Genomic DNA, 21,351 nt, shown 5'->3' on the forward strand with positions numbered 1-21,351 from the left:
ATTTATTGATGCCTAAGAATGAGAGCCCGTAATTATCTAAGTTATTACAGGGTTAATCAGGAATAGGCAATACTGTCGTATACTTGATTTTTTCCATTGCAAAGCTTGAAGTTACATCGATTAAACCATGAACACCATTAACTAACTTTTTATAAAACAAGTCATATGATTTCATATCATGAACTTCCACTTGCATAAGATAATCATACTCCCCAGCCATACGATAAAACATCAGAACTTCAGGAAGTTGACTAACAAAAGAAACAAATTGCTCATACCACTCACTATTATGATGCTGTGTTTTAATTGTCACAATCACCGTTAAACCTAAACCTAACTTCTCACCATCGAGTAAAGTGACTCGCCCTCGAATATAACCTTCATCTTCAAGCCTTTTTAATCTTTTCCAGCACGGAGTAGAGGTTAAATTAACAGCTTCCGCAAGGGTATTTAAGGATAAGCTGCTGTCATTTTGCAATAAACAAAGCAGTTTTTTGTCTATTTTATCTAACATAATTACTCTCTTGGCTTGGGTGTAAGTGCTTTTATCGTTATTTTATTAGCTGTATAACTATATTATGCAAAATTGAATAATTAAAAAACAATAAAAATGTTACCAAATACCATGATTATAGAATATTTTTATACAGATAACCAAATCAGCATATAAATAGTCCTTCAATCAAACTAATTTGATAAAAATAGAACTATGAATTACATCCCAGTATCGCTAACATGCTTTACTCTCTTTCCATCACATTTTGATAATGATATATCACCAAGGAGTACCTATGAAACGCGCAGTTGTGGTTTTTAGCGGAGGCCAAGACTCAACAACCTGTCTTATTCAAGCTTTGCAAAACTATGATGAAGTTCATTGTGTTACTTTTGATTACGGCCAGCGCCACCGTTTTGAAATCGAAGTCGCACAGAAATTGAGCGTATCTTTAGGTGCTACAGCACATAAAGTGTTAGATGTCACATTACTCAATGAATTAGCAATCAGCAGCTTAACTCGAGATAACATCCCAGTTCCTGATTTTTCAGAAAGCGAGTCCAGTACTTTACCCAGCACTTTTGTTCCAGGGCGCAACATTTTATTCCTCACATTAGCAGCAATTTATGCTTACCAAGTAAAAGCAGAAGCGGTGATAACCGGTGTTTGTGAAACTGATTTTTCAGGTTACCCAGATTGCCGAGATGAATTTGTCAAAGCCCTCAATCATGCTGTAGACCTCGGTCTTGCCAAAAATATTCGCTTTGAAACCCCATTAATGTGGTTAAATAAAGCCCAAACATGGGCTCTTGCCGACAGTTATGGCCACCTTGAAACCATCAGGCAGCAAACACTGACTTGTTATAATGGTATTCAAGGTGATGGTTGCGGTGAATGTGCTGCCTGCCATTTAAGGAGCAAGGGCTTAAATGAATATTTAAATGATAAAGAAGCCATCATGCTCTCATTAAAGCAAAAGCCATAATGAATTAGTCAAACACACAGCCTATCATTAGCTTATTCGTAATATTCAAGCTAATGGTAGGCTAGTTTTGAATAAAATCTTCAGAACCCACCTTGAATGACTCTAACTTCTCACGCAACTGTTCATCGATAATAATTGCTTTATTCTCGATATTATTGATAAAAACAAATGTCACATAAGCATCTGAAACAACCTCTTGAATTCCTGCTTTAGTGCGAATAATTTGTTGATAACATACTGCGCTTTTACTGCCTATTTTGTCCATACGGGTCACCACAGTCAGCTCATCACCGAGTAAGACACCTTGTATATAATTTACATTAATATTCACCGCAGCTATTGTTAAATTGTTTTCTATAGCCCACCTAATAAAATTGCGTTTATTCATCCATTCCCAGCGGTCTGCTTCATAGAATTCTAAGTAACGTGCATTATTAACGTGCTGAAAAACATCTATATGATAACCATGAACTTTAATGTGTGTTGTCATAACTACTCCGACCAGTTTATTTTTAATAACATAAAAATAACAAATGTACGGAAAATGTGCTGAATGATTATCAAGAATAAGACTTAGCTCCCAAATTATTTACAAGATGCTTAGTTTTCTGCTTAATTATTAACCTTAAATATATTCCCCCATACTTTGTATGGGGGATTTTAGTTACAAAGTTAACTTATCTTTATTCTTTTCTAAAAATGCAGGACCTATCCCCTGAACTTCTAAAATATTCTCAATGGAATTAAAAGCCCCATATTTTTGCCTATATTCAACGATAGCTTTAGCTTTTTGCCTACCTATGCCATTAAGTTTTTCGGCAAGTTCCTCTTCACCTGCTAAGTTAATATTTACCTTGTCAGACTGCTCATGGTTAGTTGATGGTGAGTTATTACTTACTTGTTTTTCTTGAGTGACAGCCGTAGTGGCTTTTTCTGGCTCAATTTTCTTAGCCAAAGAAAAAGAAGAAAATGAGCATAATAAAGAAAGGAGCAGAACAATACCTAATCTGCATTTATTGACTGAATTCCATAACATATTTGTTCTCCTGTGTATGTTGAGACACAACGATGCCATAGAAAAATATGGAACACTTTTTAATAAAATTAAAAATACGAAAGGCCACCCAAAGGTGGCCTTCTATTCATAACGTTACAATTTTACTTGCAAAGCTGCTCGCAATTATTCAATATTCAGCACTTCAATTTTTGCATTTTCACGCAAGTTAAGCATCAAAGCTTCGTTAACCGCAGAACTCATAGCGCCTTGGTATTCACGAGTTAGTTGTTTTAACTCGTCATCCGTTGGCTGACCTAATGTTACTTTATCTAGCTGAATAACCACATAGTTATCAGACTCATCACGCGCAAGTGCGTAGCTTGGTTTACCATCAACAGGTTGTGGCATTTCCATTGTCGCATTGATAACCGCTGTTTGTGGCATTAAACGAGAAACGGTTTGAGCATCAGAGAATTTAACACCCGTGGCACTTAGAGCTTCAGCCCCTTTACCCGCTTTTAACTCAGTAAGTAATTTATCGCCCGTAGCTTTCAACTCTGCTTCGGCTTTTTGGCGTTTAACCAGTGTTTCAATTTCTGACTTAACCTGTTCAAAAGGTTCAACACTTTCAGGTTTGTACTCTGTAACACGCACAACAAATGCACGGTCACCTTCCACGTTAATAACGTCTGAGTTGATTCCTTTAGAACCATTTTTATCCACTAAACGATCGCTAAATACTTCACTGACCACTTTAGGGAAATTAAGCGCAGCAGGTGGGTTTGTTCTATCAAACCAATCCGTTGTCACAGCCTTCAAACCAGATACAGATTCAACTGATACTAATGATTCCATATCACTCGTGGCCGCTTCACTGACTTTTTGCTGTAAATCATAGAATTGCTTAATGTTTTTATCTTGAAGTAAGCTAGTTTTAATGCTTTCTTCTACTTGTTCAAACGGTTTAATAGATTCTGGCTTAATATCATCTAAACGAAAAATAACATAGCTATTTTGTGATTTAACAGGTGCCGAAAGCTGCCCTTTTTCTGTTAATTTAGCATCCACAATTTCGCTTGGCGTTGATGCAGCTTCCATCCAACCAATCAGGCCTTTTTGCCCTGCACTGAATTTATCCGTTGATTTTTCAGCGGCTAACGTTGCAAAGTCTGCACCTTGTTTTAATTCATCCAGAATATCATTCGCTTCTTTTTCAGAAGCAACCTGAATCATACTGTACTGCTTTTGCTCTGCTTGAGTATAATTTTTCAGGTTTTGCTCATAATAGGTTTTTACTTCTTCATCAGACACTGTCGCTGGTGCCATCGATGCTGCATCCATTTCAACATAGCTTACTTGCACCTTCTCAGGTGAAATAAAGCTATTTTGGTTAGCATCATAATAGGACTTTAATTCTTCTTCAGAGGCTGTTTGTTTTGCTTGAACCTCTGCTAAATCTAAAATTGCAGTGCGAATTTCACGCTCTTGCATAAATAATTCAGCATACGCTTTAACTTCAGATGGTAAAGCGAAATCCGTTCCAGTAAAAGTTTTGGCTAGCTGAGCACGTGTAAGATCTTGGCGAATTTGAGCCGCAAGGCTATCTGCATTAATGTTGTTACGGCTTAAGATCTCACGATATTTTTCGCTATCAAACCGGCCATCTGTTTGGAAAACAGGCATTGAGAAAATATATTGCTCAATTTGCTGATCGCTTGCTGAGAGTTGTAGTTCATTAGCATACTGATTAATCAATTCATTGTTAATCAAGTTATCAAGAGCTTGGCGGCGCAGTAAATTCATGCTTTCTTCATTACTAGCGACTTCTGAAAATTTATCCCCCAGGTACTCTTGTAATGATTGGCGCTCTTGTTGAAAAGCCTGCTGTAGCTGCTCTCGGCTTATTGACTGCCCGTTAACTTCAGCGGCATTATTTGCACTGTTGCCACCAAGGCCACCCATCATAACGCCACCCAACACGAATGAAAGGATAATCAGCGCCAGTATTATTTTGAGCAAAGGACTATTCGCCTTTGTGCGTAAATTTTCCATCATAAAAAGGCTTAACTCCGCTTTGTTGAATTCAATTTCCTGATAATACGCTAATCTTAACTCAGAAAGAAAAAAAAGCGCACCATTTCAATGGTGCGCTTATATATTAGCTGATTAAAGACATTCCGTCAGTTTGAGTTTTCGCAAAAATACGAGAAAGACAAACTTAAATACCTAATTAGCTATTTACAGCGTCTTTAAGACCCTTACCTGGACGGAAAGCAGGAACTTTCGCCGCAGCTATTTTAATTTCTTTACCCGTTTGAGGGTTACGGCCTGTACGTGCTGCACGCTCACGAACAGAGAAAGTCCCAAAGCCAACTAGAGCAACATCGTCCCCTTTACTCAAAGAACCCGTTACGGTAGCAACGAACGCGTCAACAACACGACCTGCTGCAGCTTTAGAAATATTCGCATCAGAAGCGATTTGATCAATCAGTTGAGCTTTATTCACTCTTATCATCCCCATATTAGTTGGACTATAAATCTCTTAATTAACTATAGCAGTTATTAGTATAGTTAATTAATGATGCAGCCGTTATATCAATCCTGATTACCAATGGCAAGAGAACAGATTGCATACAAACAATTATCAGAATCATCGTTAAATTAGCGATGAAAAAAAAGGCTGACAAGCCCTAAATTAGCTGTCAGCCTTAATTTTATACAAACTTCTTGATTCAGCTCACTCTTTTAGCTTTCTTTTTAACTACTTCAGCTCCAAAAGGAGGATTAACTAAAGCCAAAGATAAGACTTCTTCAATCGTTTTCACAGGGTGAATTTCAAGATCTGCGATCACATTTTGAGGAATTTCTTCTAAATCACGTTCGTTTTCTTTAGGAATTAATACTGTTTTAATCCCTCCACGGTGTGCCGCCAATAATTTCTCTTTTAAGCCACCAATTGGGAAAACTAACCCTCTTAATGTAATTTCACCCGTCATAGCAACATCTGCTCTCACCGGATTACCCGTTAGGCAAGAAACTAATGCTGTAGACATCGCAATACCTGCACTTGGACCATCTTTTGGCGTTGCCCCTTCAGGTACGTGCACATGGATATCGCGTTTTTCATAAAAATCGCTATTAATACCCAGTTTTTCCGCTCGAGCTCTAACAACCGTTAATGCGGTTTGAATAGACTCTTGCATCACTTCACCTAAAGAACCGGTATAGGTTAGTTTGCCTTTACCGGGCACACAAGCAGTTTCAATCGTGAGTAAGTCACCACCAACTTCAGTCCAAGCAAGGCCTGTAACTTGCCCAACACGGTTTTCTGTGTCTGCTTGGCCGTAATCAAAACGACGAACTCCCAGATAATCTTTCAGGTTGTCCGCATTGATTTCAATGTGCTTGAGCTTTTTGTCCATAAGTAGCGCTTTAACCGCTTTACGGCATAATTTAGAGATTTCGCGCTCTAAACCACGAACTCCAGCCTCACGAGTGTAATAACGAATGATGCTCATTAAAGCACTATCATCGATAGTTAACTCATTCTTTTTCAACGCATTACGTTCAATCTGCTTAGACAGCAAATGTCTTTTCGCAATATTCAGTTTTTCATCTTCTGTATAACCAGAAAGGCGAATCACTTCCATACGATCTAACAATGGTGCAGGGATGTTCATTGAGTTCGATGTTGCAACGAACATCACATCAGACAAATCGTAATCCACTTCTAAGTAGTGGTCGTTAAAGGCAATATTTTGTTCTGGATCAAGCACCTCTAGTAATGCAGAGGCTGGGTCGCCACGCATATCAGATGACATTTTATCAATTTCATCCAGTAAAAATAGTGGGTTTTTGACGCCTACTTTTGCCATCTTTTGGATCAGCTTACCTGGCATTGAACCAATATAAGTACGACGGTGACCACGGATTTCAGCTTCATCGCGCACCCCACCTAATGCCATACGTGTATATTGGCGACCCGTAGCCTTAGCAATAGATTGCCCCAAAGAGGTTTTACCTACACCCGGAGGCCCAACCAAGCAAAGGATTGGCCCTTTAATTTTACTGACGCGGCTTTGCACTGCCAGATACTCTAAAATACGGTCTTTCACACGCTCTAAACCGTAGTGGTCGGTATCTAACACTTCTTGTGCTTTAACTAAGTCTTTTTTGACTTTGCTACGTTTATGCCATGGAACCTGCACCATCCAATCAATATAGCTACGGACAACAGTAGCTTCTGCTGACATCGGAGACATCATTTTCAGCTTCTGCAATTCTGCTTCGGCTTTTTCTTGTGCCTCTTTTGGCATTTTCGCTTCTTCGATTTTACGTTTTAGCGATTCATATTCGTCTGGCGCATCATCCATTTCACCCAGCTCTTTCTGAATAGCTTTCATTTGCTCATTCAGATAATACTCGCGCTGGCTTTTTTCCATCTGTTTTTTAACGCGGTTACGAATGCGTTTTTCCACTTGCAGCAACTCAGTTTCTGACTCCATCATGGCCATCAAAAACTCTACGCGTTCAGCAATATTTGCCATTTCTAAAACGCGTTGTTTATCTGCTAATTTTAATGGCATATGAGAGGCAATGGTATCTGCCAGTTTATCTAGCTGATCTTGTTCAATTGCATGTAACGCAGTTAGTACTTCAGGTGGAATCTTTTTATTCAGTTTTATATAGCTTTCAAACTGACTAACAATAGTGCGATACAATACTTCGTTTTCTTTTTCATCAAGTGCATCTGATGATTGAGAACCCGCTGCCGTTTCATCATACGGTGCGTGTTCAGATTCACTATTTTGCTCTGTTGCCAAATACTCTGCTTGCGCTAAGAAATATTCGCCATTATCTGTCAAACTGGTAATACGTGCGCGTCGTAGCCCTTCAACGAGGACCTTAACTGTACCATCAGGCAGTTTTAGCATCTGGATAACGGATGCAACTGTACCGACAGCAAATAAATCATTCACCCCTGGCTCATCAGTCGAGGCTTCTTTTTGTGCAACCAGCATTACCTGCTTGTCATGATCCATCGCTGCTTCCAGACTGTGAATGGATTTTTCACGTCCAACAAACAGTGGGATCACCATATGTGGGTATACCACTACATCACGCAGAGGCAATACTGGTATTTCAATGCGTTCGGAACGCTCAGGATTCATAAAGCTCTCTCTTCGTTTAGCTCACGCTAGTTTAAGGGTTTCTGTCTCTTGCTTTAAAATTGCTTTCTAAAACAAGGAAACCACACCTCAGAATATAAACTATATGGGGACAAGATTTTAGCATTCAATGGCTAGTTGAACATAAAAAACAAAATGAGGGAAACCCCTCATTTCGTTTGATTAACTATTGAACGTTTTATATGGGATTAGTTATCGCCGGAAGCTTGAGCATCAGGTTTGCTATATATCAATAGCGGCTCTGATTGCTCATTAATGACGTTTTCATCAACGACAACTTTTTCAACATTACTCATTGAAGGAAGGTCATACATCGTATTTAACAATGCAGCTTCAACAATAGAACGTAAACCACGAGCTCCGGTTTTACGTGCCATGGCTTTCTTAGCGATGGCTTTTAATGCTTCCTCACGGAACTCAAGCTCTGTATTTTCAAGACTAAATAAGGCTTGGTATTGCTTAGTTAATGCGTTTTTAGGTTCTTTCAGAATCTGAATTAATGCTTCTTCACTTAATTCAGTTAATGTTGCAACAACAGGCAAGCGACCAATAAACTCAGGGATTAAACCAAATTTAATTAAATCTTCTGGTTCTGCCTGCGTTAACAATTCGCCTTCCGTTGCTTTATCTGATTCACCTTTCACTTCTGCAGCAAAACCGATACCTGAACGGGTATTTAAACGCTGACCGATCACTTTATCGAGCCCTGCAAATGCCCCGCCACAAATGAAGAGGATCTTTGAGGTATCAACCTGCAAAAACTCTTGCTGAGGGTGCTTACGTCCCCCTTGTGGTGGTACTGCCGCAACAGTTCCTTCAATTAGTTTCAGAAGTGCTTGTTGCACACCTTCACCGGAAACGTCACGGGTAATTGATGGGTTATCTGATTTACGTGAAATTTTATCAATTTCATCAATGTATACGATACCACGTTGGGCTTTTTCAACATCGTAATCGCATTTTTGCAGTAATTTTTGAATAATATTTTCAACGTCTTCACCAACATAACCAGCTTCAGTTAATGTCGTTGCATCAGCCATTGTAAATGGTACATCCAAATAACGCGCTAAAGTTTCAGCTAAAAGTGTTTTACCACTACCTGTTGGTCCAATTAGCAAAATATTACTTTTACCTAATTCAACACCATCACTGGTTTTATCACCATTACGTAAGCGCTTGTAATGGTTATATACCGCAACAGCTAAAACTTTTTTCGCTTTTTCTTGACCGATGACATAGTCGTCAAGATGCTGCCGAATTTCATGTGGTGTAGGCAGTTCACTACGCTCACGATGCGGCGTAAGTTCTTTGATTTCTTCACGGATGATATCGAGACATAAATCTACGCATTCATCACAAATATAGACTGACGGACCGGCAATCAGCTTACGTACTTCATGCTGACTTTTTCCGCAGAAAGAGCAGTAAAGCAGTTTTCCTGTCCCCTCTTTGCGTTTATCTGTCATCAGTTGACCTCACTTTTATCCATATTGTTTCGTTTTCGTTGATTAAAAAAACAAAACAACGATTTTCTTTAAAATAGTTTATGGTATGAACTAATTATACCAAAAGTTAACCCATTAACGGCTACTATAAATTTGGTCGACTAAACCATACTCTTTTGCTTCATTTGCAGATAAGAAACGGTCACGCTCTGTGTCTCGAGTAATTTCTTCAATGGATTTTCCCGTATGCAGAGCCATTAACTCGTTCATTCGAGATTTCACTTTAAGAATCTCTTGGGCATGGATTTCGATATCTGACGCTTGGCCTTGATAACCCCCTAACGGTTGGTGGATCATCACGCGTGAATTTGGTAAGCAGAAACGTTTACCTTTGGTGCCCGCCGTCAATAAAAAAGCTCCCATGGAACAAGCTTGCCCCATACAAATAGTGCTTACATCAGGCTTGATAAACTGCATCGTATCGTAAATTGACATTCCTGCGGTAATAACGCCACCTGGTGAATTAATATACAAATGAATATCTTTTTCAGGGTTTTCTGCTTCAAGAAATAACATCTGAGCGACGATTAAATTCGCCATATGGTCTTCCACTTGACCGGTCAGGAAGATAATACGTTCTTTTAATAGACGTGAGTAAATATCATACGAGCGCTCACCACGAGAAGTTTGCTCTATGACCATAGGCACAAGGGCCATTTGAGATGCTAATTGTTCCTGACTGCCAAAATGTGACATCGAAATCTCCTATTAAAAACGTTCTGGTGCTTGCGCCTAATTTGCTGTCTGCCTGCTATTTTGAGCAGAGATCATGCCACAAACAACGGTTTTAAAAAATTCCTGTGTCTGCAGGCTCTTTCAATTCTCTTATTTTTCTAGTTTAGCTAATATTTAACCAAATAACTGCAGAAATAAGAAGAAAATGCAGCTAAGTATGCTGCAGTAAATAAGACGCTCTTTAAAAGAGTTTAACACAAGTCTATTGGGTTACATGGAATTATACCATTAGAAAACCATACTTGATTTTCAAGGGAAACAAAATAACTCAGTTGGTTAATATCACCGTTTTCGACAATGTTAAGCTATTCAAAATAGTTCAAATTGCAATTAAAATCCCATTTAGACTACTTGAAGTATAGATAATATAATTAGGGTTTAAATGTGTTTTTCAAGGGTATCCTAATTAAATTCGCTAAAGTGATAATTTAAAGGCTTTAATTGACAAAAAACCCGTAGCAGTACACCACGGGTTTCATTATTTTATACAGCAAGAAAAAATTAACCTGCTTGAACTTGGTTCATCAGTTCAGTGAAGTTAGTTTCTTTTTCTGTCACTTTAGCAACTGCCAATACAGTTTCAACAGCTTGTTCTTCTAAAGCTAAATTACGAACGCTGTTCATCAGCTCTTCGTTTTTGCTGTAGTATTCGATAACTTCAGCTGGATCTTCATACGCAGAAGCCATTTCTTCAATCAGCGCTTTAACACGATCTTCATCAGCTTTCAGTTCGTTTTTGTTGATCACTTCGCCTAACAGCAGACCAATCACTACGCGACGTTTTGCTTGTTCTTCAAACAGTTCACGAGGTAATTCCATCGCTTGTTTTTCGTCGCCACCAAAGCGTTGTGCCGCTTGACGACGCAGAACATCAATTTCACCATCAACAACTGCAGCTGGAACTTCGATGTCATTCGCTTTGATTAAGCCATCAAGAACTTGTGCTTTAACACGGTTACGCACGGCATTTTTCAGCTCACGTTCCATGTTTTTACGTACTTCTGCACGCAGGCCATCTAAAGAACCATCAGCGATACCAAAACGCTTGATAAATTCTTCAGTGAATTCAGGCAGTTCACGTTGTTCTACTTTCTTCAGAACGATAGCAAATTTCGCAGCTTTACCTTTCAGGTTTTCAGCATGGTAGTCTTCTGGGAAGTTAACTTCGATATCGAATTCTTCACCCGCTTTATGACCAACAACACCTTCTTCGAAACCTGGGATCATACGACCTTCGCCCATAACCAGAGCGAAATCTTCTGCTTTGCCGCCTTCGAATTCTTCACCATCGATAGAACCGGTAAAGTTGATAGTGATGCGAGAGTCAGCTTCTGCTGCCGCTTCAACTTCTTTCCACTGCGCTTGTTGCTTACGCAGAGTTTCTAACATATTTTCCAGATCTTCGTCTTTTACAGAAACTGCTGGTTTTTCAACTTCAATAGTTTCTAAACCTGCTAATTCGATTTCTGGGTAAACTTCGAATTCAACTGAATAAACAAAATCTTTACCATCTTCGAGTTGCTCAGGCTTGTAGCTAGGCGCACCCGCTGGATTGATTTTTTGTTCAATAATTGCGTTGATGAAGTTACGTTGCATTACATCGCCCAGAACGTCTTGCATAACAGACGCGCCATAACGCTGTTTAACGATGTTCATTGGTACTTTTCCTTTACGGAAACCATCAACACGTACTTTTTTAGCAACACTAACTAATTCGCTATTAACTGCTTTTTCAATATCAGTGGCAGGAACGGTGATTGTTACACGACGCCCAAGGCCTTGAGTCGTTTCAACAGAAACTTGCATCTTCTTACCTCAAAATAAATCTTAGTGATCGGTCTACTCCAGAGTTATGCCATTAAATCATAATGGCTGTCTCCCTTCCAGAACCGGGGGGCGTTACTTTCGTAACGGTCAATCCCTGATATCAGAAGCGTCCCGAAACCTTACTGAAAATTAGACGCAGCATTATACCGATGCATGCGCCCTGAGTCGAGAAAAGCTGAGAAAAGAAGCGTTTTTTCCTCATTATTTGTGACTTTTCTGACTAAATTTTTTGTTTTTTCACCTAAAGTGAAGAAAAAATATTCACCAAGCTCATCATTGAGCATGGCTGATTATGTAAAGCATAGTCTCAGTGTATTAACTGAAATGAAAAACTACCGATTAACACCGCCAACACCACGACAAGCTGGTGATTTTAACGCAGTGTCAGCAAGCTCATTCCACTCTTGTTGAGTATATGTATGCAAAGCAAGGGCATGGATCCCTCCCGATAATTCGTCCGCTAAAATAGCATAAATTTCGCGGTGACGGGCAAGCATTCGTTTATTTTCAAATTTATCACTCACTAAAATAACTTTGAAATGGCTTTCAGACCCCGGTAACACATTGTGTTGGTGGCTTTCATTAATGACCTCCAAATGTGTAGGTTCAAAAGCAACGTGTAACTTTTGGTTCACGAGAGATTGCATACTTTGAGCTGCATTAGCGACCATAAAATGTTCCTTAATTAAAAATTATGCCCAGAGGCAATTATTTTTATTGTACGCGTTGATTATTGCTATCTTCTTATTATAGAAATATCCGATAATAACTTACCAATGTTATGATAGCGGCACATTGATGCGAATTTTTTCAAAAATTGTTGTCTAATAGTTCAGGATAAATAAGCCGCTAAGCTTTATATTGAACGACGGATACCCGCACCATAACGAAACATTTTCAATTAGGAAAGATGAACTGGAAAAAATTATGTTAAGAAAACTGTGTTTTCCACTTTTAGGGTTATTTCTTCTTGCGGGCTGTGCAACCAGCAGCAATACATTATCACTAGAGCCTAAGATAGCTTTACCTGCGAAAAACCCTACACTGAATGCAACTTCAATTAGTGTCAGCAGTGTCGATAACCGTACGAATAAATCCTTAGCAGAAGTTAATCGTAATGGTAGTTTAGTTGTACTGAACCCTTCACGCGATCCTCGTTATCTGATGCAAGAAGCCGTCGAAAAGCAAATGGCTGCACGTGGGTTTATGGTGACATCACCGGCAAATGTGAATTTAGTCGTTCAATTGAATAAACTCGATACCAAAGTAAGTGAAGGCAGCCTGCGCCATAATATTACTGTAAACTCCAGTGTCAGTATTATTGCAACAGCGCCAAATGGCTCGACAAAAACACGTTCATTTACCCGTAATTTTAATACACAAGAATTATTGGCTGCCAATAATGCCAAGATAGAAACGGCTATCAATAGCGCATTAACTGATTTAATTGCAGATATGGCAACAGACCAAGAAATCACCGATTTTATCAGACAAAATTCACGCTATTAATTGAGCAATCATTATCATTAAGTATTAAGCTACCTAAGCTCTCATTGATTGAGCTTGGGTAGCATAGCGCAGCCAATACCTCTGCAGCGCAATGTATTGCAGCAATATCACACTGGCTTAGAGGGAAATAATGCCTCGTTTTACTCTACCAAATAACATCACTTTAATCCTTTTAGGCTTTGTTTCTGGTCTACCTTTAGCTTTAACTGCAGGTACATTACAAGCTTGGCTAACTGTTGAAAATGTCGATATAAAAACCATTGGTTTCTTTTCATTAGTCGGACAGGCTTATGTGTTGAAATTTCTTTGGTCTCCAATGATGGACCGCTATACCCCACCCTTTCTTGGTCGTCGAAGAGGATGGCTATTAACCACTCAAATTCTGTTGATTATCAGCATTGCCGCTATGGGCTTTATGAATCCGTCAGAACATTTGTGGTACCTTGCTGCACTGGCGGTCACTGTTGCATTTTGTTCAGCCTCGCAAGACATTGTTTTTGATGCTTATAAAACCGACTTGCTGAGTGCAGAAGAACGTGGAATTGGCGCTGCAACCTCAGTTATGGGTTACCGGATCAGTATGTTAGTCTCAGGCGGCCTTGCACTTTGGTTAGCGGATAAGTTTTTAACGTGGAAACAACTTTATTTAGTCATGGCAGGGCTAATGATTATCGGTGTTATTGCTACATTACTTGCGAAAGAACCCGAAGAGAGTTGTGCTGCGCCAACGTCACTAAAAAAAGCGATTTACGAACCACTCGCTGAATTCTTTAGCCGGAACAATGCTTGGCTAATCTTACTACTGTTAGTTTTTTACAAACTTGGTGACGCCTTTGTGATGGCGCTCAACACCAATTTTCTATTAAATGCCCTTGGTTTTAGTTTAAGTGAAGTGGGTACCGTCAATAAAACTGTCGGTATGGCCGCAACCATTATTGGGGCGTTACTTGGTGGTTACTTAATGAAAAACATGAGCTTATTTAAAGCTCTGTTTATTTTTGGGCTTCTACAAGGTGGCTCTAATATAGGCTATTGGTTCTTAGCGATAACACCACCTCATATCCTAACCATGGGGTCGATTATATTTCTAGAAAATATCTTTTCTGGTATGGGAACCGCTGCTTTTGTCGCCCTATTAATGACACTATGTAATAAATCGTTATCCGCAACGCAATTTGCACTTCTTTCCGCTCTTTCGGCTGTAGGCCGTGTTTATATTGGCCCAGTTGCGAGTATTTTCGTCAGTAATTATGGCTGGCCACTATTCTACCTTATTTCAATCGCAGTTGCGGTTCCGGGTGTTTTGCTTTTATTAGCTTGCCGGACATCCCTAATATACACACAAGCAACAGGGTTATTTCAGCGGCGCCAGCTGTATGCAAAAGGCTATCGCATTGCCGTATATGCACTTATTACTGCCGTTAGCTTCCTTGCTATTTGGTTACTTTCATTACTTGTATTTTCATTTAGTGGTATGAAAGTTTATCTATTTACTACACAAATTGAATTTTGGCTGAGTTTACCTCACTACCAAAATCTTATTTTTAATACTGGCATTAGTATTGGTGCTATCAGCCTAGTTATTGGTGGTAGTTTAGACTACCTCGCCGTTCGCAAGACAGTACAACAATAACCCTTTCTATACTTTTCTCATTAACCCAACGATTACCTAAATAAAGTTTACTTATTTAGGTAATTTGATCTTTACCTATAAATTAGATCCAAATAACAAAACAAAGCGATAATGTCAAAATATCGTGATTGCGATCACTTCATACGTGCAAAATATTTCTTAATTGCAACTTTCAAGTCTAATATATCACAAGTTATAAATTGGTTAGCTAAAATGTTAATAACTAACGCTTTACTAAACCCCATTAATCTATAAGTGAAAATAATCTATATATGAAAAAAATCATTTACATTGCCACCTTAATTTCTCTAGCAGGTACGGCATATTCTGACGATATTATTGGCTATAAAAATGGCTTTGCTGATGTCAATGTAAACTATTTAGATTGGTCACATCGTACTGAAAATAAAACAGAAAATACGACACGTAAAAAAGACTTTGCCTATATTGAACTTGAAGGAGGTGCCAATTTTAATTGGGGGGAGTTATATGGTTTTTTTGATCTCGAAAACCCATTCCACAGCCAACACACCGATTCAGGACGAAATAAACGTTATACCATTAAAACAACAGGCCGCTTTTATTTAGGTGACACTGGTTTCAACCTATATGGCCATGTTTATGGTACTTGGTCATTACCTGGTGCCAAATATGGTGGTAATTTCCATGATGTGAACACTTTATATGGTATTGGCTATAACACGGCATTCGGTGACTTATGGTTTAAACCTTTTATTGCCCTTAATTACACCGACCAGACATTCTATTCAGGTAATAATGGATATGTCGCGGGTTGGGTAGCCGGCTATAATTTCAGCGTATTTGACGAAAATTTCATGATAACGAACTGGCATGAAATGGAGTTTGCTAGGAACAAACGCTATAACGGAGGCAAGAGTAATGGCATAAATGGCGCTCTCGCTTTTTGGTGGAATGCCACAAACCATGTTTCTGCTGGGGTACAATACCGCTATGCTGATAATAAATTAGGCGATACTTTCTACCAAGATGCAATCATTTATACATTAAAGTATACCTTTTAGCGCTCGATAGAGAATTGTATCAGAGTTAATAGTTTTCTTTTTTTTATCAGTAAAATAAGAATTTTTTTTATGATTTAGCCGATAAAGCAACCAAAATAGCTTTATCGGCAATAAAAACTGTAACTTCCCTTAGCATATTGCTAATCATTTATATCAGTTTCACTGTTTTTTCATTTCTTTTGTATATATTTTTCTTTGAAAAATTACTAAGATAATTTACTATTAATTGAGTTTTATCAATGCATACTTATAAACCTCATCAATTTTAACGTTTTCTTTATAAGCTCTTTACATGTGATCATATTAACATAAAGAGCTAACAATTCCGTTTCTTTGCCTTACAATCATTTACACTCGCATAACCTTACCGTAAAATGCCCGCACTGATGAAACGACAATTAGAATCTTTGTCATTTGGGGTCGTGGATGAGACTTATGAACTACAAAAAAAGCATTGGAGCAATCTCACTCGTTGTAGCTACCTTACTATTAGGTGGTTGCGATATGGTGTTGATGGATCCAAAAGGCGCCGTTGGCGTTAAACAAAAAGAGCTAATTCTTATTGCAATTGGCTTAATGCTACTTGTTGTTATTCCTGTTATTTTCATGACGATTATCTTCGCAAGAAAATACCGTGAATCCAACACGTCAGCTACTTACCGTCCTAACTGGGCTCACTCGAATAAAATTGAGTTAGTCTGCTGGACTGTTCCTATCATCATTATCATTATTCTGGGTGCTATCACTTGGAAGACGACACATGAGCTGGACCCGTATCAGCCATTAGTGAGTGATCAGGAACCTGTCACTATTGAAGTTATTTCCGCTGACTGGAAATGGATATTCATTTATCCAGAGCAAGGAATTGCAACAGTTAATGAAATCGCATTCCCTACAGGTGTGCCAGTTAACTTCAAAATCACGTCAGATTCGGTGATGAACTCCTTCTTCATTCCATCTTTAGGTGGCCAAATCTACGCGATGGCGGGTATGCAAACAAAGCTTCACTTAATCGCTAACGAACCAGGTACTTATAAAGGCTTCTCTGCAAGCTACAGTGGCCACGGTTTCTCTGATATGAAGTTTAATGCTATTGCAACTCCAGATCGTCAAGGTTTTGATGAGTGGGTACAAAAGGTAAAAGCTTCTCCTAAAACAATGGACACCATGCAGGCATTCGACGAAGTCGCTAAGCCAAGCATGAACGTTCCTGTTACCTACTTCTCTAGCGTGAAGCCTAAACTTTATGAAGATATCGTTCTGAAGTTTGGTCATGAGCACCATAAAGGTCACGCTCCTGTAGAAAATCAAAGTCATTCAATGACTGACCATAACGATGCTACAGGCAATTCAATGCAAATGAGCCACAGTGCTCATGCAGCAGGCGCTGAGGAATAAGGGCATGTTCGGAAAATTAACACTAGATGCAGTTCCGCTCCATGAGCCGATTATCGTTGTTACACTGATTGCTATTGTCCTTGGTGGGCTTGGCTTAGTCGGTGTGATCTCCTACTTCGGTAAGTGGAAATGGCTGTGGAAAGAATGGTTAACCTCTGTTGACCATAAGAAAATTGGTGTCATGTACATCATTGTGGCGATGGTCATGTTATTCCGTGGCTTCGCTGATGCAATCATGATGCGTGGGCAGCAAGTTCTAGCTTCTGCTGGCCAAGAGGGTTTCTTAAATCCTCATCACTATGACCAAATCTTTACCGCGCACGGCGTTATCATGATTTTCTTCATGGCAACTCCATTCGTTGTTGGTCTTATGAACTTAGTTGTACCTCTGCAAATTGGTGCACGAGATGTGGCGTTCCCATTCCTTAACTCATTGAGCTTCTGGTTCTTTGTTGTTGGTGTTGTATTAATCAACATCTCTCTAGGGGTAGGTGAATTCGCACAGACTGGTTGGTTGGCTTATCCGCCGTTATCAGGCTTGGAGTACAACCCTGGGGTCGGGGTCGATTACTGGCTCTGGAGTCTCCAGATATCCGGGATTGGTACACTATTAACAGGGGTTAACTTCATCGCGACTATTATCCGTATGCGTACGCCGGGTATGTCGATGATGAAAATGCCTGTATTCAGCTGGGCTGCGTTATGTACTAACGTATTGATTGTTGCTGCTTTCCCTATCTTAACTGTTACATTAACGCTTCTGACGTTAGACCGTTATTTAGGCACCCATTTCTTCACTAATGATATGGGCGGCAACATGATGATGTACATCAACCTGATTTGGGCATGGGGTCACCCTGAGGTGTATATCCTTGTTCTGCCTGTGTTCGGTGTATTCTCTGAAGTTGCAGCAACCTTCTCGAAAAAACGTTTATTCGGTTATACCTCATTAGTTTGGGCGACAATCGTGATTACCGTTATGTCCTTCATCGTTTGGTTGCACCACTTCTTTACGATGGGTTCAGGAGCGAACGTTAACGCCTTCTTTGGTATCGCCACAATGATTATCGCAATCCCTACAGGGGTTAAGATTTTCAACTGGTTGTTTACCATGTACCAAGGTCGTATCGAATTTAAATCACCTATGCTGTGGACTATCGGTTTCATCATCACCTTCTCTGTCGGTGGTATGACGGGTGTTCTGCTTGCTGTTCCAGGTGCAAACTTCGTTCTGCATAACAGTTTATTCCTGATTGCTCACTTCCATAACGTTATTATTGGTGGTGTTGTATTCGGATGCTTCGCGGGTATGACTTACTGGTTCCCGAAAGCATATGGCTTCACGCTAAATGAGAAATGGGGTGTTCGTGCCTTCTGGTTCTGGATCATCGGTTTCTTCATGGCCTTTATGCCACTGTATATTCTTGGCTTTATGGGTATGACCCGTCGTTTAAGTCAGAATATTGACCCGACTTACCACACAATGCTAGTTGTTGCTGCGGGTGGTGCTGCGTTAATCGCAATCGGTATTGCATGCCAAGTTATCCAAATCATCGTGAGTATCCGTGACCGTCATGAAAACCGTGATTTAACCGGTGACCCATGGGGTGGACGTACACTTGAGTGGGCGACATCTTCTCCACCACCATTCTATAACTTTGCGATTGAACCTCACGTTCAAACTCGTGATGCGTGGTGGGATCTAAAAGAAAAAGGCCTTGCTCACAAGAAACCGGCTTCATATGAAGAAATTCATATGCCGAAAAATACAGGCGCTGGCGTTATTATCGCTGCATTTAGCTTGGTTTTAGGTTTCGCAATGATCTGGCACATCTGGTGGCTCGCAATCATTGGTTTCGGTGGAATGATCGTAACTTGGATTGCAAAAAGCTTCGACGAAGATGTTGATTACTACGTACCTGTGGCTGAAATCGAAGAAATCGAGAATAAGCACTTTGAAGAATTGCGTAAGGCAGGTGTGAACGATGTCAACTAATACAATGACTAACCAAAATATCGCCCATGCTGAGCATGGGCACCACGATACAGGTGGAACAAAAGTATTCGGTTTCTGGCTCTATATTATGAGCGACTTGATTCTGTTTGCTTGTTTGTTTGCTACCTATGTTGTTTTGGCCGATGGAACTGCCGGCGGACCAGCTGGTAAAGATATCTTCAGTCTGAAGTTCGTATTAGGCGAAACCTTCTTACTGTTAGTGAGTAGTATTACTTACGGCTTCGCAATGATCGCGATGCATAAAGGTAAGATTGCTGCCGTTAACTTATGGCTGTTTGCAACGTTCCTGTTAGGCCTTGGCTTCGTGATCATGGAAGTCTATGAGTTCCATGAACTGATCGCAGAAGGCTTTGGCCCTGACCGTAGCGGTTTCTTATCTGGCTTCTTTGCACTTGTTGCAACACACGGTCTACACGTAACAGCAGGTCTGATTTGGATTATCATTATGATGATTCAAGTGACTCGCCGTGGCTTAACTGATGTCAATAAAACACGTTTAAACTGCCTAAGTTTGTTCTGGCACTTCTTAGACGTTGTTTGGATTTGTGTATTTACCGTTGTTTATCTTCTGGGGGCTATTTAAATGAGTCATGCAAAAGATGCTCACACTGGAGCAAGCCACGGTAGCGTTAAAACATACCTAATTGGCTTTATTCTATCAGTTATCCTGACAGTGATTCCTTTCTGGATGGTGATGGAAGGTACAGCGTCAACCTCAGCAATCCTTTGGACTGTAGTAGGTATGGCTGTTGTGCAAATTCTAGTTCATTTGGTTTGTTTTTTACATATGAATACATCATCAGATGAGCGCTGGAATTTAGTTGCCTTCCTGTTCACGATGCTAATTGTTGGTATCGTGGTCATCGGCTCGCTGTGGATTATGTACAACCTGAACATCAATATGATGCTCGACTAAAGAGTTGCCGATATGTTTAAGCAATACCTGCAAGTGACCAAACCAGGAATTATATTCGGAAACTTGATTTCTGTGATCGGTGGTTTTTTATTGGCTTCAAAAGGGTCAATTGATTACCCACTGTTCGTTGCGACTTTGCTGGGTGTATCACTGGTCGTGGCTTCTGGTTGTGTTTTTAACAACTACATCGACCGTGATATCGACCGTATCATGGAGAGAACGAAGAATCGCCCTTTAGTTAAAGGGTTGATTGATCCGAAAGTTAGCCTGATTTACGCTGCTGCATTGGGTATTGCTGGTATGGTGCTGCTACTTGTAGCAGCCAATGCGCTGGCAATGCTGCTTGCAGTTATCGGTTTCATTGTTTATGTAGGTGTTTATAGCCTATATATGAAACGTAAATCCGTTTATGGCACGCTGATTGGCAGCCTTTCAGGCGCAGCACCACCGGTTATCGGTTACTGCGCTGTTACAAATGAATTCGATATGGGTGCTCTTATCCTGTTATTGATATTCAGTTTGTGGCAGATGCCTCATTCTTATGCCATTGCTATCTTCCGTTTTAAGGATTACAAAGCCGCAAACATTCCTGTGTTACCGGTTATTAAAGGAATTTCCGTCGCGAAGACGCACATTTTCCTGTATATCCTAGCGTTTATGGTCGCAACATTAATGTTAGCTATCAGCGGATACGCGGGCTATAAGTACCTCATCGTAGGTGCAGCAGTCAGCTTATGGTGGCTAGGTATGGCAATTTCGGGTTTCAAAACCGAAAATGACGACCGAGTCTGGGCAAGAAAACTATTCATCTTCTCAATCGTAGCAATTACTTCATTGAGTGTAATGATGTCAGTTGATCCTATAGTCTCAAGCGATACTGTTATAGCTCTCGTCAGATAACTTATCTGTTTACTGATGATAACAATGTCTAAACGGCGGGCCTTCCCCGCCGTTTTTATTTGTCTCTAACTGCTTTTACAACTCACTTTTACTTATTCTGCCTATCCTTATGAATCTATTTTATGGTTAAATAGCCGCTTGCCATTGATAAGCTAGATATTAAATGCACTATTAAAATTCTAATAGATTGATACTAAAAAT

At 39.8% G+C, this 21,351-nt stretch carries 19 protein-coding genes; 9 read left to right on the forward strand and 10 right to left on the reverse strand.

Annotation, left to right across the window (positions count from 1 at the left end):
- Positions 1-52: 52 nt before the first annotated feature.
- Positions 53-514 carry an Lrp/AsnC family transcriptional regulator gene (locus PR683_RS11150; protein ID WP_004905429.1) on the reverse strand — a complete coding sequence of 154 codons (462 nt, stop codon included), beginning with the start codon at positions 512-514 and terminating at the stop codon, positions 53-55.
- A 277-nt stretch (positions 515-791) separates the two neighbouring features.
- Between PR683_RS11150 and queC the strand changes: the two genes are divergently transcribed.
- Complete coding sequence (gene queC, locus PR683_RS11155) at positions 792-1,481, forward strand: 7-cyano-7-deazaguanine synthase QueC (protein ID WP_109911897.1); 690 nt, start codon at positions 792-794, stop codon at positions 1,479-1,481.
- Positions 1,482-1,542: 61 nt separating this feature from the next.
- Here queC and PR683_RS11160 read toward each other — a convergent pair whose 3' ends face one another.
- The 9 genes from PR683_RS11160 to bolA all read right to left on the reverse strand — a co-directional run bounded on the left by PR683_RS11160 (position 1,543) and on the right by bolA (position 12,405).
- Positions 1,543-1,971, reverse strand: a complete 429-nt coding sequence (locus PR683_RS11160; protein WP_109911896.1) for an acyl-CoA thioesterase — start codon at positions 1,969-1,971, stop codon at positions 1,543-1,545.
- Positions 1,972-2,145: 174 nt separating this feature from the next.
- Entirely contained in the window at positions 2,146-2,517 is a 372-nt protein-coding gene (locus tag PR683_RS11165; RefSeq protein ID WP_109911895.1) for a ComEA family DNA-binding protein, read from the reverse strand.
- A gap of 144 nt (positions 2,518-2,661) precedes the next feature.
- Positions 2,662-4,533, reverse strand: coding sequence for a peptidylprolyl isomerase (gene ppiD, locus PR683_RS11170; protein WP_117162851.1), 1,872 nt, complete (start codon positions 4,531-4,533; stop codon positions 2,662-2,664).
- 175 nt (positions 4,534-4,708) lie between these two features.
- Positions 4,709-4,984 (reverse strand): nucleoid-associated protein HU-beta, encoded by a 276-nt coding sequence (gene hupB / locus PR683_RS11175; RefSeq protein ID WP_004914513.1) that lies wholly within the window; start codon positions 4,982-4,984, stop codon positions 4,709-4,711.
- 226 nt (positions 4,985-5,210) lie between these two features.
- Positions 5,211-7,649: an endopeptidase La gene (gene lon, locus PR683_RS11180; RefSeq protein WP_004914515.1), complete on the reverse strand. Its 2,439-nt coding sequence runs from the start codon at positions 7,647-7,649 to the stop codon at positions 5,211-5,213.
- A gap of 206 nt (positions 7,650-7,855) precedes the next feature.
- Positions 7,856-9,133: an ATP-dependent protease ATP-binding subunit ClpX gene (gene clpX / locus PR683_RS11185; protein WP_004914518.1), complete on the reverse strand. Its 1,278-nt coding sequence runs from the start codon at positions 9,131-9,133 to the stop codon at positions 7,856-7,858.
- Positions 9,134-9,247: 114 nt separating this feature from the next.
- Positions 9,248-9,868 carry an ATP-dependent Clp endopeptidase proteolytic subunit ClpP gene (gene clpP, locus PR683_RS11190; protein ID WP_004905443.1) on the reverse strand — a complete coding sequence of 207 codons (621 nt, stop codon included), beginning with the start codon at positions 9,866-9,868 and terminating at the stop codon, positions 9,248-9,250.
- 540 nt (positions 9,869-10,408) lie between these two features.
- Positions 10,409-11,713 carry a trigger factor gene (tig, locus tag PR683_RS11195; protein WP_004914522.1) on the reverse strand — a complete coding sequence of 435 codons (1,305 nt, stop codon included), beginning with the start codon at positions 11,711-11,713 and terminating at the stop codon, positions 10,409-10,411.
- Positions 11,714-12,066: 353 nt separating this feature from the next.
- On the reverse strand, positions 12,067-12,405 hold the full coding sequence (bolA, locus tag PR683_RS11200; RefSeq protein ID WP_004914525.1) for a transcriptional regulator BolA: 339 nt from the start codon (positions 12,403-12,405) through the stop codon (positions 12,067-12,069).
- Between the two features lie 256 nt (positions 12,406-12,661).
- Between bolA and PR683_RS11205 the strand changes: the two genes are divergently transcribed.
- From PR683_RS11205 to cyoE, 8 genes are all read left to right on the forward strand, one after another.
- Positions 12,662-13,243 carry a YajG family lipoprotein gene (locus PR683_RS11205; protein ID WP_004914528.1) on the forward strand — a complete coding sequence of 194 codons (582 nt, stop codon included), beginning with the start codon at positions 12,662-12,664 and terminating at the stop codon, positions 13,241-13,243.
- A 130-nt stretch (positions 13,244-13,373) separates the two neighbouring features.
- A complete protein-coding gene (gene ampG / locus PR683_RS11210) occupies positions 13,374-14,876 on the forward strand; it encodes a muropeptide MFS transporter AmpG (RefSeq protein WP_004914530.1) in 1,503 nt (500 codons plus the stop codon).
- A gap of 272 nt (positions 14,877-15,148) precedes the next feature.
- Positions 15,149-15,919: a nucleoside-specific channel-forming Tsx family protein gene (locus PR683_RS11215; RefSeq protein WP_004914534.1), complete on the forward strand. Its 771-nt coding sequence runs from the start codon at positions 15,149-15,151 to the stop codon at positions 15,917-15,919.
- Positions 15,920-16,345: 426 nt separating this feature from the next.
- Entirely contained in the window at positions 16,346-17,317 is a 972-nt protein-coding gene (gene cyoA, locus PR683_RS11220; protein ID WP_042851662.1) for a cytochrome o ubiquinol oxidase subunit II, read from the forward strand.
- 4 nt (positions 17,318-17,321) lie between these two features.
- Positions 17,322-19,313, forward strand: a complete 1,992-nt coding sequence (gene cyoB, locus PR683_RS11225; protein ID WP_004914540.1) for a cytochrome o ubiquinol oxidase subunit I — start codon at positions 17,322-17,324, stop codon at positions 19,311-19,313.
- Entirely contained in the window at positions 19,303-19,917 is a 615-nt protein-coding gene (locus tag PR683_RS11230) for a cytochrome o ubiquinol oxidase subunit III (RefSeq protein WP_109911890.1), read from the forward strand. Before cyoB ends, PR683_RS11230 begins: the two co-directional genes overlap by 11 nt.
- Positions 19,918-20,250, forward strand: a complete 333-nt coding sequence (locus PR683_RS11235; RefSeq protein ID WP_004905459.1) for a cytochrome o ubiquinol oxidase subunit IV — start codon at positions 19,918-19,920, stop codon at positions 20,248-20,250.
- A gap of 12 nt (positions 20,251-20,262) precedes the next feature.
- Positions 20,263-21,150: a heme o synthase gene (cyoE, locus tag PR683_RS11240; RefSeq protein ID WP_004914545.1), complete on the forward strand. Its 888-nt coding sequence runs from the start codon at positions 20,263-20,265 to the stop codon at positions 21,148-21,150.
- Positions 21,151-21,351 lie beyond the last annotated feature (201 nt).

The sequence above is a fragment of the Providencia sp. PROV269 genome (assembly GCF_028477785.1).
Lineage (GTDB): Bacteria > Pseudomonadota > Gammaproteobacteria > Enterobacterales > Enterobacteriaceae > Providencia > Providencia rettgeri.